Here is a 14,378-nt window from a genome sequence, read left to right on the forward strand (position 1 = left end):
ATGAAATCACGCTATACGAACCCCAGAGCGCTCAGGTGCTGAAGGACGTTGGGGTGGGGCGGCTGGTGAAGGAGGTTTGCTGGAGTACGAAACATCCGATATTAAGGTTCTGAAGGATCTTGAGGAAGGGGCCGACGCTTGAAGCCTGTGATTGTTTATCCGCACTAATCCAAGTAAAACATGAGTCAGATATACCTTGAATTATTTTAGCTTATCCATTAAACAGGCTCGGTAGTTGATTCGGTTCTGATGAAAAATGGTTCTCTACATTTACCAACCGCTCAGTAAGTATCCGCAACTGATGACGATTTAGTGGCTTTGGCGGTTCTTTGTATATAGTGTCATGAAGCAGTTGCGAGATCTGTTTCAGTTCGCTGATGTTAAGCTGCTGTGCCGCATCGTTTATACTCAATGAGCCGACTTCGGGCCAGCGTTCGCCGATCCAATTCCGCATATCAAGTTGGATCTCTTGCGGGCTTCCTTCCCTGATAATGTCGAGTAAGCGGTCTTTGTCCACCATTTTTGTTTTGAGTTTCGTTCGTGTGCGCGGAGCTTTACCTGTTCGCTTTTGGATATAAAAAAAGTAGAAAATCCAAAAAAGATGCGATGCGATCGCTGCAATCGCGATTTTTTGCCAGAAGCCTGGTTCCACTTTTTTAGTAATTGGCGTCTGGGCGCTGGGCAAGTTTGCGGCGCCGGGCGCAGCACTATTTACTACTGGAGCACCGGAAACGTTGAATCTGAATGCCGGCAACTGCGTCGCACGCTGCCGCCCATTCTTCGTATCCCACCACGTAATCGTAATCGCCGGTAGCTGATAGCTCCCCGGCTTGGTAGCAACTATCGCCGTAGTTTCAATCCGACTCCCGGTAATACCATTCATTCCAGGTTGGTCTTCCTGTTGCGGCTGGTCCGGGTAGGTTTTCAGTCCTTCCATATTTAGCTTTGGCAGGGGCGGTAGTTGCGCCGCACGCAGACCTTCTGCCCGCAGGGTGATGATGCGGGTGATAGGTTCACCAACTTTGAACTCTTCCGGGTCCTTGCTCCAGCTCTGCACCAGACCGAGGCTTGCAGCGGGAAGCCAGTGGCTGCCGCTGTAGCTGTCTGGTTTAGGTTCTACCTGGATGGATTTGGCTTCCGAACGCAGGCGGATGCGCTGCGCGTTGCGGTTGAAGAGGGAAAAGGGGTCTCTGCGGCCGGTGACAGCGACGTAGTTGAGTGCCGGGATCTGCAGTTCGCCCGAGCTTTCCGGGAACACCGCGTAGGTTAGCTCGTAGACGGCGTGGCCTACGCCTTTGATTCTGCGTTCGTATCGTTGTTCATCCACTTTTTCCACATGGGCTCCACGGATCTGTAATGGGTCAGTGGCGATATCGTGGAGGCCTACGGTGGTGTAGAGGCGGACTTTTACCAGGAGTTGTTCCTGTACGTGGAGCTTGTCCTTATCCAGCTCGACTTCAAGGAACGCCTGGCGGTTGTCGCCGCTGGGTGTCTGGCCGGCTTTGTTGACGGTAATAGGGATCGCATCGGAGATCTGTCCGTGCAGGTGCAGGGAGGGAACGAAGACTTTGCCTTCCTTTAGTGGGGCGAGAATGACGGTCCACTCGACGAAGCTTTCTGCGTGGCCATTGATCACCCGGTATTGGTTTGATTGCTGGCGGGAGAGGACTTCGAAGTCCTGTTCCAGCAGGTCGAAGTCGGGCTGGCCGCCTCGCTGGCTGCCGCTGTAGCGCAGGGTCAGGGTGAAGGTTTCATTAATGGCGAGTTCGTTGCGGTCTACGGATGCCGTTAGTTCCTGGGCGTTGGTAGTTAGGGAAAGCGCTAGTAGGAGTAGGGTGATTACTGCTTTTGCGACACATGCGAGGGGTTCGCCTGCAAGCAGGCTCCTACGGGGTGGTGGTGATACCGGTTCGCCTGCAGGCAGGCTCCTACAGTTGGGTAAGGTAGTCGTTGTGGGTTCCACTGGGGTTACCATCTTTGTGTGGCTCCGTTTTCCGGGGGCTGCCATTCGCCGGCGCGGTAGGCGCGGCGGCGTTGCAGGCTTTCGTATTTGAATTTTTCGCGCATCAGGCCGGCGGGATCGTCGGGGATCTGGCGCAGCCACTGGTCCAGGGCCTGTTGGGTTTCGGGGTCCAGGGGGCTGTCGGATTCCTGGGGCTGGGTGTTGGCTTGTTGTTCCTGCTCCTCGCCCTCTTTTTGCCCTTGCTCGTCCTGTGCCTGCTGTTCTTCCTGCTTCTGCTGGTCCTGTTGGGATTCGCTCTGGTCCTGCTGATTCTGCGCGTTTTGCTGCGAATCTTGCTGGTTCTGGGAGTCCTGCTGGGCGTTTTGTTGTTGGGACTGGTCGCCCTGATCCTGCTGTTGCTGATCTTGCTGGGCGTTTTGCTCGCTGTCCTGGTCTTGCTGCTGGTCCTGTTGCTGATCGCTCTGTTGCTGCTGGCTCTGCTGTTGCTGCTGCTCCTGCAGTTCTTTCAGCTTTTGCGCGATTTCGCGGTTGTGTTGTGCGTCGGCCAGCTCGGGGTTCTGTTTCAGGGCTTCGTCATAGGCTTTGATGGCCTCGTCAAAGCGCCCCTGCTGGGTGAGGCTGTTGCCCAGATTGTAGAGTCCTTGTGGGCTTTCGCTCTGAGCGAAGTTTTCCGCGGCGGCGTCGTACTCGCCGGCGCGGTACTGGGCGGTGCCTCGCCACTGGGAGTTCTCAAACAACTGGGCGGCCCCCTGGGCATTGCCTTCCTGGAGCAGGTCTCGTCCTTGCTGGTTTGGCGTTTGCCAGAGACTGCTGTTGTCGGCTGCTTCGGCGGCGCGGGCATTGTCGCTGGACAAGATCAGGGTCGAAAGCGCCAGTGCAGTTGTTAAGGGCAGCGCGCAGGCGAGGGTACCCTTGCGGAACAGCAGCAGGGCGAACGGCAGCAGCATCAATACCAGCCACGGACCTTCCTCGTGCCACTGGTCAAACTCCCGCTCGGTCAGTTCTGCCTGTTCCGGCATGGCATTGGTCGGCAGCACTTTGGCGATATCGCTATCGTCGACGGTGATCTTCGCAAACTGGCCACCGGTACTTTGTGCCAGACGGGAAAGCTCGCGGCGGTCGAAGTTGGCGATGATTATGGAGCCACTGTCATCGGTGATAAAACCGCTGCCGGTGGTTTTCGGAATGGGGCTGCCTTCGCCACTGCCTACGGCGAGTATGGAAAGGGTGGCGTCGCTTTTGTTGACCTCGCTCTTGATGCTGCTAACCGCTGCTTTGGCAATATCGTCGGTAACCGCGAGCAGCCTGCCGGCACCGTTGGCGCCGTCTCGAATCAGACGCAATCCCTCCTGCACGGCCATTTCAATATTACTGCCGGGGACGGGCATGATCCTTGGTGAGAGAGAGGGGACCAGGTTGGCAATGGTGGCGGTGTCGTCGGTGAGCGGGGTGACGACGTGCGCCTCGCCGGCATAGGCCACCAGCGCGGTGAGGCCGTCTTTGCGCTGTTTGAGAATATCGAGAATCTTCAGGCGCGCGCGGGTGAGCCGGTTGGGTGCCAGGTCGGTGGCCATCATCGACGGTGACAGGTCCAGCAGGATTACCAGGGCATCCTGGTTGGAGTACACCGGCGTTGGCAGTTTGCGCCATGTAGGACCGGCGAGGGCGATGATCGCGGCGGTCAGCAGGGTAAAAATCAGCGTGAACAGCCAGGGGCGTTTCTCGCCGCCGCGCAGCAGCAGGTGCGGCAGCAGGTCCGGGTCGATCAGTTTTTGCAGGCCGCCACTGGCGAAGACGGTGCGCGCCAATGCCCAGCAGGCGAGTGCGGCGGGAATGATCAGCCACAATAAGGTTGGTCGCAGGAAGTGGAACTGGCCGATATCGGTCAGAAAGTTCATGCGGTCTGACCTCCATTCGTTGCGGCTTTATCGGCGCCGGTTCTATTTTTACGCTGCTGGCGTTCTACGCCCCATGCCGCAAGTAGCGGGATGGCTGCCCACAGGAAGGAAAGTAATAGCGCGATGCCCAGCGGCCAGGTGTAGAGGGATTTCAGCGGGCGGTAAGTTTCCGCTTCCTGCTCGACCGGCTCCAGCCTATCGAGTTCGGCATAGATGCCTTCCAACTCCTGCGGGTTGTGGGCGCGGAAGTACTGACCGCCGGTCTTGTCGGCGATGGCCTGCAGGGTTTCGCTATCGAGGTCGCGCGATGGGTTGACCCGGCGTGCGCCGAAGCGCGAACCAAGCAGGCCCGGTTGTACCATTTCTTCGGCACCCACACCGATCGTGTATACCTTTACCCCGGCCTGTTTGGCGAGTTCCGCGGCTTTCAGCGGCGCAACTTCGCCGGCGGTGTTGGCACCGTCGGTCAAGAGGATCAGCACCCGTTGATCTGCGGGGCGTTGTGTAAGACGTTTTACTGACAGGCCGATGGCATCGCCGATGGCGGTGCCCTGGCCGGCAAAGCCGATTTGTGCTTCCGTCAACAGGGTGGCGACGGTTTCGCGGTCAAACGTCAGGGGCGCCTGCAGGTAAGCGCGGGTGCCGAACAGCACCAGACCGAGGCGGTCTCCCTTACGGCGCAGCACGAACTCTCCGACGACTTTTTTCACCGCGGTGATTCGCATTGCTGGGTTGCCGTTCAGAATCATATCCGGTGTTTCCATACTCCCGGAAATATCCACGGCGATCAGCAGGTCCCGTGCGCTGCTGGTTTGTGAGATTGGTTCGCCATACCACTGCGGCCGCGCAGCCGCGGTTACCAGCAGCCCCCACAGGAGCCACAGCAGTAATAGGTTGAGGTTATTCCCCGCAGCACTGCCGCCCTTACGGGAAAGGCTGCGGTAATAAGGCACCTTGAGTGCACTGCTTAATGGTTCGCTCTTGGGCAGCAGCAGGCGGGCGAGTATTGGCAATGGCAGCAAAATGAAAACCCAGGGCAGGCCAAATTCAAACATGTTTGGCCTCCACTGGATTCGTCTGTGGGGCGGACTTGGCGGTGTCTTCAGCGAAGGGCTGGTGCTTGCGTGTCCACACAATGGCGAACTCGCGCAGGACCTCGAGATCGCCTCGGGAAGCGCTTGTGCTGCTGTACAAGCTTTCCAGTAGGACGCGGCGGGCGGATTCCGGCATGGGCTCTTCGGTGGTGGACTCGAGAAACCGGATCCAGTGTTGACCGGTGAGGGGGCCGCAGGTATCGCGCCCAAAGGTTGCCACGGCTACGCGCTTTAGCAGAAGGTTGATTTCCTCGATAACTCTTGGCGTACCCAGATCCAGCGCTTTCAGCAGCCGAACCCCTTCGGCGCGGTAGAGATTGCGGCGCCGTTTTTCACGCAGGCGAAAAAAAAGCCAGCCCGCGGCAAACAGCAGGACAATAAATAGTCCGGCCAGAATCCACCAGCCAGGTGCCAGCGGCCACCAGCCGATGGGCGCGGGTTCGTGAATGTCTTTCAGTTGCTCCAGCAGGCTCTGCATCTCCGGTGTCATCGGAGTAGGTGCGGCAGGAGTCTGCGGCGGTGCGGCCTGTTTCGGCGGTGACAAAACGGACATCACGCCGGCCTCCGGCTGGGCGATGGCTGGCGCTCACCGTAGGTGCTCAGCAGTAGCGGTACCACCGGGCGGGTGTTGTCGAAGTCCACCAACGGCAGTCGCAAGCGTCGGCACAGTTGGGCGGTCTGTTCGCGTACGCGGTACTGCTGGTTGGCAAACTGTTGGCGCAATAGCTTGCTGGACTTGCCGAGAAACGTCCTCTGTTTGCCGTCGCTGATGGTCAGCGGCTGATCTGGCAGTTGTTGTTCCAGTGGGTCGGTGATGCGCAGTACCTGCAGGTCCGCGTGTCGGGTGAGCAGGTACAGGGGCTGTTCGCAACTTTCGTCGAGATCGTGGCAGTCGCTGATCAGGAACAGCGCGCTGCCGGGGCGAGCAATGCGCCGCGCTTCCTCCAGTAACAGGCTTAGAGGCTGGCTGCCATTGCTGGCGATCGGACTTTCCAGAGCGTTGGCTGTTTCCACCATGCCGTGAATGGCGGCGAGAACCGCGTGGTGACTGCGGCGCGGGCGCACCGTATCCACGCCGTGGTCGGAAAACAGTAGCGCGCCAATGCGGTCCCCGTGTTGCAGGCCAGCCCAGCTCAAGGCGGCGGCAATGCTGCAGGCGGCGACGGATTTGAAGGCGTTCTGGCTGCCGAAGAACATGGGCGAGCGCAGGTCGAGCAAAATCACCACCGGACGCTCGCGTTCTTCCTGGAAGAGTTTGGTGTGGGTTTTGCCGGTGCGCGCGGTCACACGCCAGTCGATGGAGCGTACATCGTCACCGGGCTGGTAGTAGCGCACTTCCTCAAAGTTCATCCCGCGCCCGCGGTAGCGGGTGAGCAGGTTGCCGGCCTGGTCACTGCGATTGACCCGCGGTTTGAACAGGCGCAGCTGGCGGGCAATATGGCGCAGGCGCACCAGCGGTGCCACCGTAGGGTAGGCGCCGCGGATGTTCAGGTCGTTGTGGTTGATCGTCTTCTGCACGTCTGCTCGAAATTCTCTGCTGCTACTTTCAACGCCTAGTAATTAAATGGCCGGAACCTGCTGCAGCAGGCGGTGGATCACCTGATCGGCACTGGCGCCGGCGGCTTCGGCCTCGAAGCTCAGCAACAGGCGGTGGCGCAGCACGTCCGGCGCAATCGCCATCACATCGTCCGGGGTAACGTAGTCGCGCCCGGCCAGCCACGCGTATGCCCGCGCGCAGCGGTCCAGGGCGATGGTGGCGCGGGGACTGGCGCCGAAGTCCAGCCAGGAGGCCAGTTCGTCATCGTAGCGGTGGGGTTCGCGGGTGGCGATGACCAACTGCACGATATAAGTCTCCACCGCTTCGACCATGGTCAGGTCAAGAATCTCCTGGCGCGCGGCAAAGATAGTTTCCTGGCTGATGATGCTTTGTGGATGGCCTTCACCGTGGCTCGCCTCAGCGCGCGCCAGCTTGAGGATCTTGGTTTCCGCCTCGGCATTTGGGTAGTTCAGGTTGACCTGCATCAGGAAGCGGTCGAGCTGGGCTTCCGGGAGCGGATAGGTACCTTCCTGTTCGATCGGGTTCTGGGTCGCCATTACCAGGAACAGGTCGGGCAGGGAGTAAGTCTTGCGGCCGACGCTGATCTGGCGTTCCGCCATGGCTTCCAGCAGAGCGGACTGTACCTTGGCCGGGGCGCGGTTGATTTCATCGGCGAGAATCAGGTTGTGGAACACGGGCCCGGGCTGAAAATGGAATTCACCGGTTTCCGGCCGGTAGATATCCGTGCCGGTAATATCCGAGGGCAGCAGGTCCGGGGTAAACTGCACCCGGTGAAAGTCGCCCTCGATGGCATCGGCCAGGGTTTTGATGGCTTTGGTCTTGGCGAGACCCGGTGCACCCTCTACCAGAAGGTGTCCGTCGGCCAGCAGTCCTATCAGTATTCGATTGACCAGAATCTCCTGGCCAATAATCTGCTGTTCCAGCCAATCACCCAGAATTTTTATCTGTGGGCGTGTGTCCATATCGTCACTTCTTTTGCCAATTTCCTGTTTCAATACGCTGCCCGGGGCGGGTGGCTATCTATCATCTTTATATATAGCCACTTGTCCGATTTTCGCGGGCAGGTTGATTTTAGCGGCGATGCGCTGAGAGGCAACCGCTGGCCCGAGTCTGGCCACCTAAAGGCGGCAGAGTAGACAATTATTCTGACGTTTTGTTCTACCTTGATTCAGCAAATGTAGCATTCTTGCGCGCAATGGCGGTTGCGCGTTGATGGGAGGAAGCACGTGAATATGGCGACGGTCATCACCGATAGCCGGGAAGAGCTGCTGACACAGGTCAGTGAGCTTATAGGGAAAAAGCTGGGCGACAAGGCTGGCCCGGTAGCGGCCTTTGCCGCAAAGTTTCTGAATCAGTACCCGCTGGAAGACCTGGCGGGGCGGCGTTTGGCGGATGTGTACGGGTGTATCTACACCTGCTGGGATTTCATCCAGCAGCGGACCGCTGGTGAGCCGAAGATCCGGGTGTTCAACCCGCGGTTGGAAGAGCATGGCTGGGAGTGTTCCCACACGGTTGTTTGTGTACTGCAGCGGGACATGCCTTTCCTGGTGGACTCCGTACGAATGGAGATTAACCGCCGCAACACCGTGATCCACTCCATCAAAAGTACCGTGATGCAGTTGCAGCGTGGTGACAAGGGACGCTTGCAGCAACTGCTGCCGCCCGGCCACAACGACGACGATAATCCCGACGGCGGTCCCAGTGCCACCAGCGAGGCGCTGATCTACCTGGAAATCAACCTGGATACCTCCGCGTCCCACGCGTCCGAACTTGGACGCTCACTGCGGGAGATCCTCAGTGATGTGGAGCTGGTGGTCGACGACTATGTGCCGATGCTGGATACCTGCGCGGCTATGGAAGATCAGCTGCACACGGGCGTGGCTGACAACGCCGCCAACCTGGAGGAGGCGAGCGCCTTCCTGCAGTGGATGCGCGACGGTAACTTCACCTTCCTCGGGTACCGCGAATACGAATTCTGCCAGCAGGGAGACAAGAAGGTGCTTTGCGAGGTGGAAAACCGCCGCCTGGGCATTTTCAAGAACCTTCAGCAGCACGCCGAGCCAACGCCCGAATACGCCTTTAATGAAGGCAAGCAGAGGTTCTACCAGGGGCCCAATTTTCTCACCTTCGCCAAATCTTCGGTCAAGTCCCGTGTGCACCGGGCAGCGTATTCCGACTATGTGAGCATCAAGCGCTACGACGCCAATGGCGAAGTGATTGGCGAATCTGCCTTTATGGGCCTGTACACCTCGCCGGTGTATACCGAAAGCCCCTCCAAAATCCCCATTATCCGTCGCAAGCTGGCGTCGGTGATTGAGCAAAGTGGCCTCGCACCCACCAGCCACGATGGCAAGGCGCTGAAGCGCATACTGGATACCTTCCCCCGCGACGAGCTGTTTCAGAGCAGCACTTCAGAGCTGCATGAAACCACCCTCGGTGTGCTGGCGATGAACGAGCGCGCGCGGTTGCGCCTCTTTATGCGCAAAGACCCGTTCGGCAAATTTGTGAGCGCCATGGTCTATGTGCCGCGGGACCAGTTCAACAGTGAGATTCGCGAGCGTATCAGTGAGCGTATTTCGCGCACCATACACGCGCTGGACTCAGACTTTACGACGTATTTTTCCGAATCGATTCTCGCCCGAGTACATCTGGTGTTCCGTGTTGACCCCAGTGAGCCGGTGGAATTTGACGTAGCGCGACTGGAGGCGCAACTCGTGGACATTACTCGCAGCTGGGAAGACGTTTTCCAAAGATCCCTCATCGAAACCCACGGTGAGGAAGTCGGCAGCCGCCTGATCAGTACGTTCGGGCAAGCCTTCCCCGCCGGTTACCGGGAGGATTTTGAGCCCCGTATCGCGGTGCAGGATGTGAGCGCGATTCAGGAGCTCAGCGAGCAAAACCGCGTCGCCATGAGCTTTTATCAGCCGGTGGGCGCCGAGCCAGGTAGCCTGCGCTTCAAGGTGTTCAACCTGGGCTCAGGGTTGACTCTGTCGGACGTGATTCCAGTACTTGAGCACCTGGGGCTACGGGTGATGGGGGAGTTTCCGTACACCATCCGCCCCAAGGGGCGCCAGGATGTATGGATGCACGAGTTCCACCTGGAATTTGGCCTGCCCACGCGTATCGATGCCCAGGCATCCCGCTCCCTGTTCCAGGATGCCTTCGCGGCGATCTGGGATGGTGTGGCGGAGAGCGATGCCTTCAACCGCCTTGTGCTGGCGGCGCGACTCAACTGGCGTGAAGTTACCATGCTGCGCGCCTATGCCCGCTACCTGAAGCAGACCAAGTTCAGTGCCAGCCAGTCTTATATCGCGACCACCCTGGCGAACCACGTCGAAATTACCCGTAACCTGGTGGCGCTGTTCCGCGCCATGTTTGATCCGCGAATCAACTCCGCTGACCGTCAGGATCAGTCGCGTGTGGAGCGTCTGATTAAGAAAATTCACGACGGCCTCGACGCTGTCGACAACCTGAACGAAGACCAGGTGATTCGCCGCTATCTCGACCTGATCCGCGGCACCCTGCGCACCAACTTCTTCCAGCTGGATGCACAGGATCAACCGAAAGACTATATCTCCATCAAGTTCAGCCCGCGGGATATCCCGAACATTCCCGAGCCGCGCCCCGAATTCGAGATCTTCGTGTATTCACCGCAGGTGGAAGGCGTGCATCTGCGCGGCGGCAAGGTGGCGCGCGGTGGCCTGCGCTGGTCCGATCGCCTGGAGGACTTCCGCACCGAAGTTCTGGGTCTGGTAAAAGCGCAAAATGTAAAGAATGCGGTGATTGTGCCCAGCGGGGCCAAGGGTGGCTTTGTGGTGCGCAAGCCGCCGGTGGACAACAGCCGCGAAGCCTTTATCGAGTCCGGTATCAGCTGCTACAAGACGTTTATCCAGGGTCTCTTGGATATCACCGACAACCTGAAAGACGGCGAGGTGATCCCGCCCGAGCGTGTGATTCGCCGAGATGGCGACGATCCTTATCTTGTTGTGGCTGCGGATAAGGGCACCGCTACCTTTTCAGATATCGCCAATGGCATCGCTGCCGACTACGATTTCTGGCTGGGGGATGCTTTCGCGTCTGGTGGCAGTAACGGCTACGACCATAAGAAAATGGGTATCACCGCGCGCGGTGCCTGGGTTTCCGTGCAGCGCCATTTCCGTGAAATGGGCATTAACGTGCAGGCCGAGAATTTCTCGGTGATCGGTGTCGGCGATATGGCCGGCGACGTATTCGGCAACGGCATGTTGTTGTCCGAACATATCTGCCTGAAAGGGGCCTTCAACCACCTGCATATTTTTGTCGATCCGAATCCGGATGCGTCGTCGAGCTTTGTCGAACGCAAGCGTCTGTTCGAGATGCCGCGATCCAGCTGGACAGACTATAACCCCAGCCTGATTTCCAAGGGCGGCGGCATCTTCGAGCGCCGTGCCAAGTCGGTCAAAATTTCACCGGAAATGAAGGAGGCCTTCGGAATTGCCGAGGATCAGCTGACGCCTAACGAGCTGATCAGTGCGATGCTGAAAGCCCCGGTGGACCTGATCTGGAATGGCGGTATCGGCACCTATGTTAAGGGTAGCGGCGAAAGTCACGCTCAGGTCGGTGACAAGTCCAACGACAATCTGCGAGTCAACGGCAACCAGCTGCGCTGCAAGGTGTTTGGCGAGGGCGGTAACCTGGGCATGACCCAGCGCGGCCGTATTGAGTTCTCCCTGAACGGCGGCCGCTGCAACACGGACTTTATCGATAACGCCGGTGGTGTGGACTGTTCTGACCACGAGGTAAATATCAAGATCCTGCTGGACAAGGTAGTGGCCAATGGCGACCTGACCGACAAGCAGCGCAACCAGCTGCTGGAGGAAATGACGGAGTCCGTGGCAGAGCTGGTGCTGGACAACAACTACAACCAGACCCAGGCACTGAGTGTTGCCGCCCACCAGGTCAGCGACCGTTTTGATGAGTATCGCCGTACCATCAATGCACTGGAGTCCGAAGGCCGACTGCGCCGGGCACTGGAATTTATCCCGGATAACGAAACCCTGATTGAGCGTCAGAACAAGCAGCAGTATCTGACGCGGCCAGAGCTTTCTGTGCTGATCTCCTATGTAAAGGTGAAGCTTAAAGAGGAACTGTTAAACGCAGAGATTATCGACAACGACTACGTGCAGTCGTCGGTGGAGTCTGCGTTTCCGCCTGCGTTGGTCGCCCGTTACAAGGGATTGGTCTACGACCACCAGCTGCGCCGTGAAATCGTCTCTACGCAGGTGGCCAATGAAATGGTCAACAGCATGGGGATCACCTTTTACAATCGCATCAGCGGCGCGACCGGGGCCGATATCGACACCATTGCAGCGGCCTATGTCAGTGCGCGAGACGTGTACCTGATGCCCCAGTTCCAGGACGGGGTCGCCGAGTTGGACTATCAGGTGCCTGCAGAACTACAGCTGCAGCTGATGAATTCGATGATCGGTCGTGTGCGCCGCGCTACCCGCTGGTTTATTCGTAACCGCCGCGGTGACCTGGATCCGGCGCAGGAGTGTGAGTTGTTCCGGGAGTCGGTGCAGCGGGTGATCCGTGCATTGCCGGAAGTGTTAAGCGGGGAACCGCTGCGGGAGTGGACGTCACGGCAGGAGTATTTGCTGGAGGCCAAGGTACCCGAACAGCTGGCGCTGTTGGCCGCGTCGCCTACCTACCTGTTCTCGGCACTGGGTATCTCGGACTCTGCGCGCATCAGTGACCGCCCGGTGGAGGAGGTCGCCAAGGTGTACTTCGCTCTGGCGGACCGGCTTGGGCTCTACTGGTTTGGTAATCAGATTATTGAGCTTCCTGCAGAGACCTTCTGGCAGTCTCAGGCTCGGGAAACGAGCATGGACGATCTGGACAGCCAGCTGGCCCGTCTGTCGATCCATATCCTGCGCCTCGCCGGTGACGATGGTTTGGATGTGGAAACCGCGGTGGACCGCTGGGTGGCGGTAATGGCACAGCCGATTCAGCGCTGGGAAAACCTGGTCAAGGAGCTCAAGTCAGCACCTCAGGGCGATTTCGCCATGTTTACGGTGGCGCTGCGCGAGTTGATGTACCTGGCGAATGCCACGGCGGACCACGAGACGCTCGCCAGCTAAGCTGTCGCAGCATGGTATGGAGGAAATCCGCACAGAAATCCGTGCGGATTTTCGCAAAGATTTCCGTACAATAGCAGCGCCTGCTCGAAGAGCAAAGAACAGCCCCAAAGGAACCCTATGTATCAGCATTTGCGCAAGTTCATGTTTGCGCTGGACCCGGAGCGGTCCCACCACCTTTCAATGGATGCCATCGGCGCGGCTGAGCGCCTCGGATTGATGTCTCTGTTCACCAGCCAGATCCCCGATGATCCGGTGGAGCTGATGGGGCTGACGTTGCCCAATCCGGTGGGGTTGGCCGCGGGGCTGGACAAGAACGCTCAGGCATTCAACGGCCTGGGCGCACTGGGCTTTGGCTTTGTGGAAGTGGGCACTGTTACCCCGCGTCCACAGCCGGGGAATCCGCATCCGCGTCTGTTCCGTTTACCGGAGGCTGAGGCCATCATCAATCGCATGGGCTTCAACAACGAGGGCGTGGATTATCTGCTGGAGCGGGTAAAGCGCCGTCGCTACTCTGGTGTACTCGGCATCAATGTCGGCAAGAACTTTGATACCCCCGTGGAAAATGCGGCGGACGACTACTGCCTGTGCATGGAAAAAGTCTATGCCCACGCGGATTACATCACCGCCAATGTCTCCTCCCCAAACACCAAGGGGCTGCGGGATCTGCAGTTTGGTGACAGCTTGAGCCAGTTGCTGGAAGCGCTGAAAGAAAAGCAGAACTCACTGGCTGCCGAGCACGATCGCTATGTTCCCCTGGCGGTCAAAATTGCGCCGGATATGGATGAAGAGGCCATACAGCAGGTGGCAAAGACGCTGCGTGATCACGATATTGACGGGGTGATTGCCACCAATACCACCATTGACAAGTCATCCGTAAAGCACCTGGAGCACGGCAGTGAAGAGGGCGGCTTGAGTGGCCGTCCATTGGCTAAGCGGTCTACGGAAGTCATTCGCCAACTGTCAGAAGCACTGAAAGGGGAGATCCCGATTATCGGTGTTGGCGGTATTTTTGACGGTGAGTCTGCAGCGGACAAGATTCGCGCGGGCGCTACCGCTGTACAGATTTATTCTGGCTTTATCTATCGCGGTCCCGAGGTCATTCGCGAGGCCGCTGCGGCAATCGCCGAACTACATAAGGGTAGGGTGGTCAGCAAATAAAGTTTGACCGTTCTATAACGTAAAAATCCCGGGCTGTACCAATAACAGTGCCCGGGATTTTTCAGCTGCTTAGTTCTATTACATATTGGCCATTCGCTGTGCCAGTGCTGCGCGACCAAAACCGCTCCAGTAATCTTGTCGTCCCTGGCGCCAGCCGTTTACCCATTCCTGATGTAGTGATCCATTGTCGTGGGGGCAGCTGTCGTGATTTCGGCCTTCGACCGCTGCAACGTAACCTTTGTGGAAAGCTCTATCGTTGGGATTACGTTTTTGGCGTTTCATAGATAGGGTACCTCGAACATCTTCTTCATGGGCTGTTTGTTCAACGACGCTGTTAAACGGGGTCAAGCAGCGCCAACAATTTTCCCCCCTTCGCACAAACCAGCTTATTGTGAGAGTGGTTTAGCGAGAAGAGTATTAGTAAAGCAGATTGTGGGTGGCGGCTAAATGAACATTTCTTTCTGAGAACCTTAGTGTTTAGGAAGAATTGGTCTAGCTTGGCAGATGGCGTTACCAAGTGGGCCGGAATGGAAGAATGCTGTGCTGCTTTCCGGTATCCTTGCCGCGCTTTTGCACCCCTCGCGCCAA

General features: G+C 58.2%; 9 protein-coding genes. 2 read left to right on the plus strand and 7 right to left on the minus strand.

The window, feature by feature from the left end; genetic code table 11:
- Positions 1-211: 211 nt before the first annotated feature.
- The 6 genes from LC059_RS13785 to LC059_RS13810 are packed head-to-tail and all read right to left on the minus strand — an operon-like array spanning position 212 to position 7,475.
- Entirely contained in the window at positions 212-1,963 is a 1,752-nt protein-coding gene (locus LC059_RS13785; RefSeq protein ID WP_226704444.1) for a BatD family protein, read from the minus strand.
- Positions 1,964-1,968: 5 nt separating this feature from the next.
- Positions 1,969-3,861 (minus strand): VWA domain-containing protein, encoded by a 1,893-nt coding sequence (locus tag LC059_RS13790; RefSeq protein WP_226704445.1) that lies wholly within the window; start codon positions 3,859-3,861, stop codon positions 1,969-1,971.
- Entirely contained in the window at positions 3,858-4,916 is a 1,059-nt protein-coding gene (locus tag LC059_RS13795; protein WP_226704446.1) for a vWA domain-containing protein, read from the minus strand. The genes LC059_RS13790 and LC059_RS13795 overlap by 4 nt, the downstream gene beginning before the upstream one ends.
- Positions 4,909-5,508, minus strand: a complete 600-nt coding sequence (locus LC059_RS13800) for a DUF4381 domain-containing protein (protein ID WP_226704447.1) — start codon at positions 5,506-5,508, stop codon at positions 4,909-4,911. The genes LC059_RS13795 and LC059_RS13800 overlap by 8 nt, the downstream gene beginning before the upstream one ends.
- Positions 5,508-6,473: a DUF58 domain-containing protein gene (locus tag LC059_RS13805; protein WP_226704448.1), complete on the minus strand. Its 966-nt coding sequence runs from the start codon at positions 6,471-6,473 to the stop codon at positions 5,508-5,510. The genes LC059_RS13800 and LC059_RS13805 overlap by 1 nt, the downstream gene beginning before the upstream one ends.
- Positions 6,474-6,515: 42 nt before the next feature.
- Complete coding sequence (locus LC059_RS13810; RefSeq protein ID WP_226704449.1) at positions 6,516-7,475, minus strand: AAA family ATPase; 960 nt, start codon at positions 7,473-7,475, stop codon at positions 6,516-6,518.
- A gap of 270 nt (positions 7,476-7,745) precedes the next feature.
- On the opposite strand from LC059_RS13810, the gene LC059_RS13815 reads away from it, so the two are divergent.
- Positions 7,746-12,632, plus strand: coding sequence for an NAD-glutamate dehydrogenase (locus LC059_RS13815; RefSeq protein ID WP_226704583.1), 4,887 nt, complete (start codon positions 7,746-7,748; stop codon positions 12,630-12,632).
- A gap of 117 nt (positions 12,633-12,749) precedes the next feature.
- A complete protein-coding gene (locus LC059_RS13820) occupies positions 12,750-13,790 on the plus strand; it encodes a quinone-dependent dihydroorotate dehydrogenase (RefSeq protein ID WP_226704450.1) in 1,041 nt (346 codons plus the stop codon).
- A 78-nt stretch (positions 13,791-13,868) separates the two neighbouring features.
- Here the strand turns inward: LC059_RS13820 and rmf are convergent, their stop codons facing one another.
- Positions 13,869-14,072: a ribosome modulation factor gene (gene rmf, locus LC059_RS13825; protein WP_226704451.1), complete on the minus strand. Its 204-nt coding sequence runs from the start codon at positions 14,070-14,072 to the stop codon at positions 13,869-13,871.
- Positions 14,073-14,378: the final 306 nt, after the last annotated feature.

The sequence above is a fragment of the Microbulbifer elongatus genome (genome assembly GCF_020524885.1).
In the GTDB taxonomy this organism is placed as follows: Bacteria; Pseudomonadota; Gammaproteobacteria; order Pseudomonadales; family Cellvibrionaceae; genus Microbulbifer; species Microbulbifer elongatus_A.